Below are 5,825 nucleotides of genomic sequence, written 5' to 3'. Positions count from 1 at the left end.
GGGCTTCGCGATCACGAGACGCTGCCGGTTCTCGTGATTGGTTCGGTCGGACGCTGCTCGATCTCAGGAGCAGCGCCACGTACTACCTGCACCACGGCGACCTCGCCGTCGGCACCAGCCACTTCCGCACCACCATCGCGGAGGGGCAGGCGCTCGTCCGCCGGCTGCGCGGCCGGGTCTCGGGCATGTGCCAGCCGACGTACGTGCTCGACATCCCCGGCGGCCACGGCAAGGTGCCGATCGGCCCGGGCTACCTGAACGGCGACGGGACCGTGACCGACCCGTGGGGCATCACCCACACCTACCCGCCCCGGAGCAGCACGGACTGATCCTGCGGCAGTGCCCGGGGAGCCGACCGGCCGACCGGTCCGACGAGCGCCGAGCACTGAAACGACCGAGCACCGAGGACCGACCGCCCGACGCCGAAGGGAACCCACCGGCCCATGGTCACCGAACCCACCCCGTGCCGACCGGACTCCGCCCTTCCGACCCGCTCCCGGAGCTCCGCGACCGGCGTGATCGGCAACGCCGTCCGCCACCCGGGCGGAACGCTGACCCTGATCGGGGCCTCGGCGATCTGGGGCCTGTGGACCACCGCGGAGAAGTACGCCCTGCGCGGGCTCCCGGTCGTGACGGTGCTCGCCGTCTCCCTGGTCACCGCCGCCGCCCTGCCCTGGGCCCTCCTGCTCCGCCGGGGCCACCGGCGCCCGCCGCGCGACCAGCTGCGGCGGCTCGCCCTCCTCGGGCTGTTCGAGCCGATGGTCGGGTACGGGGCGATCGGGCTGGGGATGGCGCACATCGACGCGACCCAGGCCTCCGTCCTGCGCGGCTCGGAGGCCTGCTTCGTGGTCGCGCTGGCCGCGCTGGTCGGCCGCCGGGCACCCACGCCGCGCGCCGTCGGCGGCGTGGTGCTGGGCGCGGTGGGCATCGCGGCGCTGGGCGGCAGCCACGCCGTGTTCGGGCTCGGTACGGGGGACCTCCTCGTCCTGCTCGGCACGGTGGCGGCCGCGGCGGCCACCATCCTCACCGGACGGATCGTCCGGGACACCGATCCGCTGGTCGCCACGGCCTACCAGTTCGGCTTCGGGCTGCTGTTCACCGTGCCGCTGATCGCCGGTCAGTGGCTGCTGGGCGGCGGCCTGACCACCGGCGGGGCCCGCCCGCTGCACTGGCTGGTCGCGGCCGGGGTCTGCGGCGGCGGGCTGGCGGGCGCGTTCCTGATGTACAACCGCGCCGTGACCCGGACCCCGGTCACCACGGCGGGCGTGCTGCTGAACATCATCCCGGTGTTCGGGCTCGCCTTCGCGGTGCTGCTGCTGGGCGAGCGCATCGACGCCTGGCAGTACGGCGGGGCCGCGCTGATCCTGGCCGGGATCTTCCTCTTCTCCGAGGCGGACACCGCGTAGCGGCGGCCCCGACGGCGGCGGCCCGCCCCGCGCGCGGTGCGCGGGGCGGGCCGCCGCCGTGCCGGCGTCCGGCCGCAGCGGTTCCGATGGTCAGCCGCGGCGGCTCCGGCGTTCGACCGCGGCGGTTCGGCCGCGGCCTCTCCGGCGATCGGCCGGGACGGTTCAGCCGACCGAGCTGTTGTAGCTCTCGATCGCCGGCTGGAGCTCCTTCGCGGCGTCGGCCAGGGCCTGCTGGGCCGGCTTGGTGCCCGCGACGGTCTGCTCGATCGCGGTCTCCACGCCCTTGCGGGCCTGCGGCATCACGCCGAGCAGGCAGCCGGCCGTGGCCGGGGTCGGCTTGGTGGCCTTCAGCTGGTCGATCGCGGTCTGGAACTGCGGGTACTTGGCCACCCACTCCTTGTCCTTGGGGTCGTCCAGGGACTTGGTGTTGACCGGGAAGTAGCCGGTCCCGGTGTGCCAGACGGCCTGCTGCTCGGGGGCGGAGACGAACTTCTCGAACTCCCAGGCCGCGCGCTTCTCGGCGTCCGAGTGGCCGGGGCCGCTGATCCACAGCGAGGCGCCGCCGATCACCGGGCCGCCCTGGTCGGCGGCGTCGACCTTGGGGAAGGCCGCGGTGCCGACGCCGAACTTCGCGGCCTCGGTGTAGCCGCGCAGCACGCCGGTGGACTCCAGGTGCATCGCGACCGTGCCGGCCTTGAACGCGGCCTGGGCGTCGTCGGTGGTGCGGCCGGTGTTGGCCGCGTAGCCGCCCTTGACCAGGTCGGCCCACCACTGGACGATCCGGGCGCCCTGGGCGGAGTCGAAGACGACCTTGCCCGCCTTGTTGCCGCGGCCGTTGTCGTTGTCGCAGTACATGGCGCCGGACTCGGCGAGCAGCTGCTCCACGAACCAGCCGTAGATGGCGGCGCCGAAGCCGTACCGGACGGTCTTGCCGTCGGCGTCCTTCTTCGTCAGCTTCTTGGCCAGCTCGCCCAGCTCGTTGAGGTCCTTGGGCGCCTGCGCCGGGTCGAGGCCGGCCTCCTTGAAGGCGTCGGTGTTCAGGTAGAGCAGCGGCATCGAGGAGTTGAACGGCATCGACTGGAGCTTGCCGCCGACCGAGTAGTAGTTGCGGATGTTGGCGTCGAGGTCGTCCAGCGCGTAGCCGTCCTTGTCGGCGAAGGCCTGGGCCGGGACGGTCTGCTTGGAGTCGATCATGAACCGGGTGCCGATGTCGTAGACCTGTGCCAGGGCGGGGGTGCCCTTCTGCTGCACGGCGGCCTTGTACTTGGTGACCAGCTCGTCGTACTTGCCCTGGAACTGCGCCTTGACCTCGACCTTGCCCTGGTGGGCGGCGTTGAACTGGCCGACCAGCCCGTTCAGCACGTCGGCGTTCTTGCCGGTCATCGAGTGCCAGAACTCCACGGTGGTGACACCGGAGGCCTGGTCGAGCGCCTGGGCGCCGGGCGCTCCGGCGTCGGAGGAGCCTCCGGAGCCGGAACCGGAGCCGGAGCCGCTGGAGCTGCAGGCGGTCAGGGAAAGGCCGGCCACCAGCAGGGCCGCGAGCGCGCGCGCACTCTTCTTCACGAGGGTTCTCTCTCTATCCGGGAAAGCGGGGGACGTGGACGGGACACGCGGTCAGCGGACGGCGCCCGCGGTGAGGCCGCGGACGATGAAGCGCTGGCCGAAGACCACCAGGGCGAGGGTGGGCAGCAGGGAGAGCACGACACCGGCCAGGATCAGCCCGGGATCGGCCATCTCGGAGTCGCGCAGCGAGGTCAGACCGATCTGGAGGGTCTGCATGTTCGCCGTGCGGGTGATGATCAGCGGCCAGAAGTACTGGTTCCAGGCCGACAGGAAGACGTAGATCGACAGCGCCGCGAGGGCCGGCTTGTTGAGCGGGACGACGATCCGCCACAGGAAGCGCCAGTGGCCGGCCCCGTCGATCCGGGCCGCGTCGCGCAGTTCGCCGGGCAGCTGGCGGAAGGCCTGGCGCAGCATGAAGGTGCCGAAGCCGGAGGCCAGGAAGGGCAGCACCAGGCCGAAGTAGGTGTTGCCGAGCCCCCAGCCGGACAGCGTCAGGTAGTTGGGGATGATGATGGCCTCCCACGGGACCATCAGCGTGGCCAGGAACACCCCGAACAGCACGGCCCGGGCCTTCATCGGCAGGAACACGAACGCGTACGCGGCGAGCACCGAGGTGAACAGCTGGGCGAGCGTGATGACGGTCGCCACGATCGCCGAGTTGGCGTACTGGCGGGCCAGCGGGATGGCCTCCACGGCGCCGGAGAAGTTCCGTCCGGTGACCGAGTGCGGCACCAGGGCCGGCGGGTAGGAGGAGAGTTCGGACGGGCCCATGAAGGCGCCGGCGATCGCGTAGTAGACCGGGAAGGCCACGGTGACGACCGCGACGGCGAGCAGCAGGTGGACGGCGGCGCGGCCGAGCAGGTCGCGCGGGGAGCGGCCGGCGAGGGCGCGGGCGCGCGGGCGGGGCGCCTCGGCCTGCGCCCCGGTCTCGGTCTCGGTGGTCAGGGTGGTCATGCGTAGTGCACCTTCCGCTCCAGGACGCCGAACTGGACGGCCGTGCAGGCGAGGACGACCACGAGCAGCACCACGGCCTGGGCGCTCGCGGTGCCGAAGTCGCTGGAGCCGTAGGCGAAGGCCTTCTCGTAGACGGAGTAGACGAGGGTCCGGGTGGAGCCGTCCGGCCCGCCCTTGGTGAGGATGTGGATCTGGCCGAAGCTCTGGAGCGCGTGGACGGTGGAGACCACGGTCAGGAAGAACAGGTTCGGTCCGAGCATCGGGACGGTGATCGAGCGGGCCAGCCGCAGGCCGGAGGCGCCGTCGATGCGGGCCGCCTCCAGGACCTCCCCCGGGATCGAGCCGATGCCCGCGGAGAGCACCAGCACGTTGTAGCCGAGGTTCATCCACACCGTGGTGACGGCCACCGAGAGCAGCGCGTACCGGGAGTCGGTCAGCCAGCCGACCGGGCCGAGGCCGACGTGCGAGAGCAGGCCGTTGAGCACCCCGCTGGCGGGGTTGAAGAACACCGCGAAGACCACCGAGGCGCTGGCCACCGAGAAGGCGAAGGGCAGTGCGAACGCCGAGCGCAGCAGCCGCACGCCGCGGATCCGGTTCTCCAGGAGCAGCACCAGCAGCAGCGCGCCGAGCACCCCGGGCACCACGGTGAGCAGGGTGAACAGGGCCGTGGTCGTCAGGGTGCGGCCGAAGTCGGCCGAGGCGAACAGGTCGGTGTAGTGCTTCGTCCCCACGTAGCGGGAGGGCGCGCCGAAGAGGTCGTTGGCGTGCCCGCTGAGGTAGACGGTCCGGCCCAGCGGGTAGCCGATGAAGAGGACGAAGACCACCAGGGAGGGCAGCAGGAAGGCCCAGGCGAGCCCGTGTTCGCCCCAGCGCCCTCCCCGTGGGGAGCGGCGGCCCGGGAGGGGCCCGGTGTGCGGTGCGGTCGGCATCGTTCGCGCGTCCGCCTTTCGTGATGTCGGTTCCGGCCGAAACCGTGTCTTGCCCGAACGACGGCGTGGAAACCCCGTGGTGATCAACGGGTGTCGCCGGGATTACGCGTTCGCGTCAGATCCGGCCGGTCGTGCCCGGACGGGCGGCGGAGGGGCTGCGCACCGGCGGCGGGCGGGCTGTCGAGCGGTTCACCGCGTTGTCGGAGGGGTGGCGTACGGTGCGCGGGTGGACGAAACGGAATTCGACATCCCGGCGGCAATGGCCGAAAGTGTGCGCTCCCGCGCGGGTGCCTGGGCGCTCGTCAGGGGCTTCGCCGCCTACTGGGGCGAGCCCCTGGGGCCGGGCGACGGCTTCGCGGACGCGGAGCTGGACGCGGCCGAGCGGCGGCTGGGCCTGCGGCTGCCGGTGGCGCTGCGCGAGGCGTACCGGCTGTTCGGCCGCCGGGCGGACCTGACCAGCAGCCAGGACGTGCTGCTGACGCCGGACGAGCTGCACGTGCTGGACGGCGCGCTGGTGTACCGGGCGGAGAACCAGGGCTGTGCGCACTGGGGCGTGCCGCTGGACGCCCTCGACCGGGAGGACCCGCCGACGGTGGGCCGGCTCGACCTGGCGGACAAGTCACAGGAGCGGTGGGAGCCCTGGGAGGAGCGCTTCTCCACGGCGGCCGCGGCGATGGCGATGATGGAGAAGCTGCTGGAGGAGCACGAGCTGACCGACTTCCTCGAATTGGAGGACGAACTGCCGGACGGTCTCCTGGAGTTGCCCGCGCTCGGCCGCAACTTCCGCTGGTACCAGGGCCCGGAGGTGCTGGTCGGGGTGGCCGAGGAGGCCTGGGTGGCGGCCCGCGCCCGCACCCCGCAGGCGCTGGACGCGCTCTACGGGGTGCTGCCCGGGGAGTGGCTGGGCGAGTAGCCGGCCGGCGGTCGGGCGGAGGAGATTGCCGGGCGGAGGGGCGGAGGGCTGCCCGGCGGA

At 72.5% G+C, this 5,825-nt stretch carries 5 protein-coding genes and 1 pseudogene; 3 read left to right on the top strand and 3 right to left on the bottom strand.

The features are described from left to right. Together ACIQOV_RS24005 and ACIQOV_RS24000 are read left to right on the top strand one after the other, a co-directional pair. Positions 1–329 (top strand): annotated as a pseudogene (locus tag ACIQOV_RS24005) (hypothetical protein); the annotation flags it as partial. 114 nt (positions 330–443) lie between these two features. After that, on the top strand, positions 444–1,406 hold the full coding sequence (locus tag ACIQOV_RS24000; protein ID WP_401051581.1) for a DMT family transporter: 963 nt from the start codon (positions 444–446) through the stop codon (positions 1,404–1,406). Between the two features lie 162 nt (positions 1,407–1,568). Here the strand turns inward: ACIQOV_RS24000 and ACIQOV_RS23995 are convergent, their stop codons facing one another. From ACIQOV_RS23995 to ACIQOV_RS23985, 3 genes are read right to left on the bottom strand one after another with little or no spacing between them, the layout of a single operon-like run. Beyond that, positions 1,569–2,969 (bottom strand): ABC transporter substrate-binding protein, encoded by a 1,401-nt coding sequence (locus ACIQOV_RS23995; protein WP_401051580.1) that lies wholly within the window; start codon positions 2,967–2,969, stop codon positions 1,569–1,571. 51 nt (positions 2,970–3,020) lie between these two features. Beyond that, a complete protein-coding gene (locus ACIQOV_RS23990; RefSeq protein ID WP_401051578.1) occupies positions 3,021–3,923 on the bottom strand; it encodes a carbohydrate ABC transporter permease in 903 nt (300 codons plus the stop codon). Next, a complete protein-coding gene (locus ACIQOV_RS23985; protein ID WP_401051576.1) occupies positions 3,920–4,852 on the bottom strand; it encodes a carbohydrate ABC transporter permease in 933 nt (310 codons plus the stop codon). The genes ACIQOV_RS23990 and ACIQOV_RS23985 overlap by 4 nt, the downstream gene beginning before the upstream one ends. Positions 4,853–5,078: 226 nt before the next feature. Here ACIQOV_RS23985 and ACIQOV_RS23980 point away from each other — a divergent pair, with 226 nt between their 5' ends. Continuing rightward, positions 5,079–5,765: an SMI1/KNR4 family protein gene (locus ACIQOV_RS23980; RefSeq protein WP_401051573.1), complete on the top strand. Its 687-nt coding sequence runs from the start codon at positions 5,079–5,081 to the stop codon at positions 5,763–5,765. Positions 5,766–5,825: the final 60 nt, after the last annotated feature.

Origin of the sequence: Kitasatospora sp. NPDC091257 (assembly GCF_044757675.1) — a bacterium.
GTDB classification, from domain to species: domain Bacteria; phylum Actinomycetota; class Actinomycetes; order Streptomycetales; family Streptomycetaceae; genus Kitasatospora; species Kitasatospora lactacystinica.
Note: the sequence above shows the minus strand (reverse complement) of the source record. Positions and strands in the feature narration are given on the sequence as shown.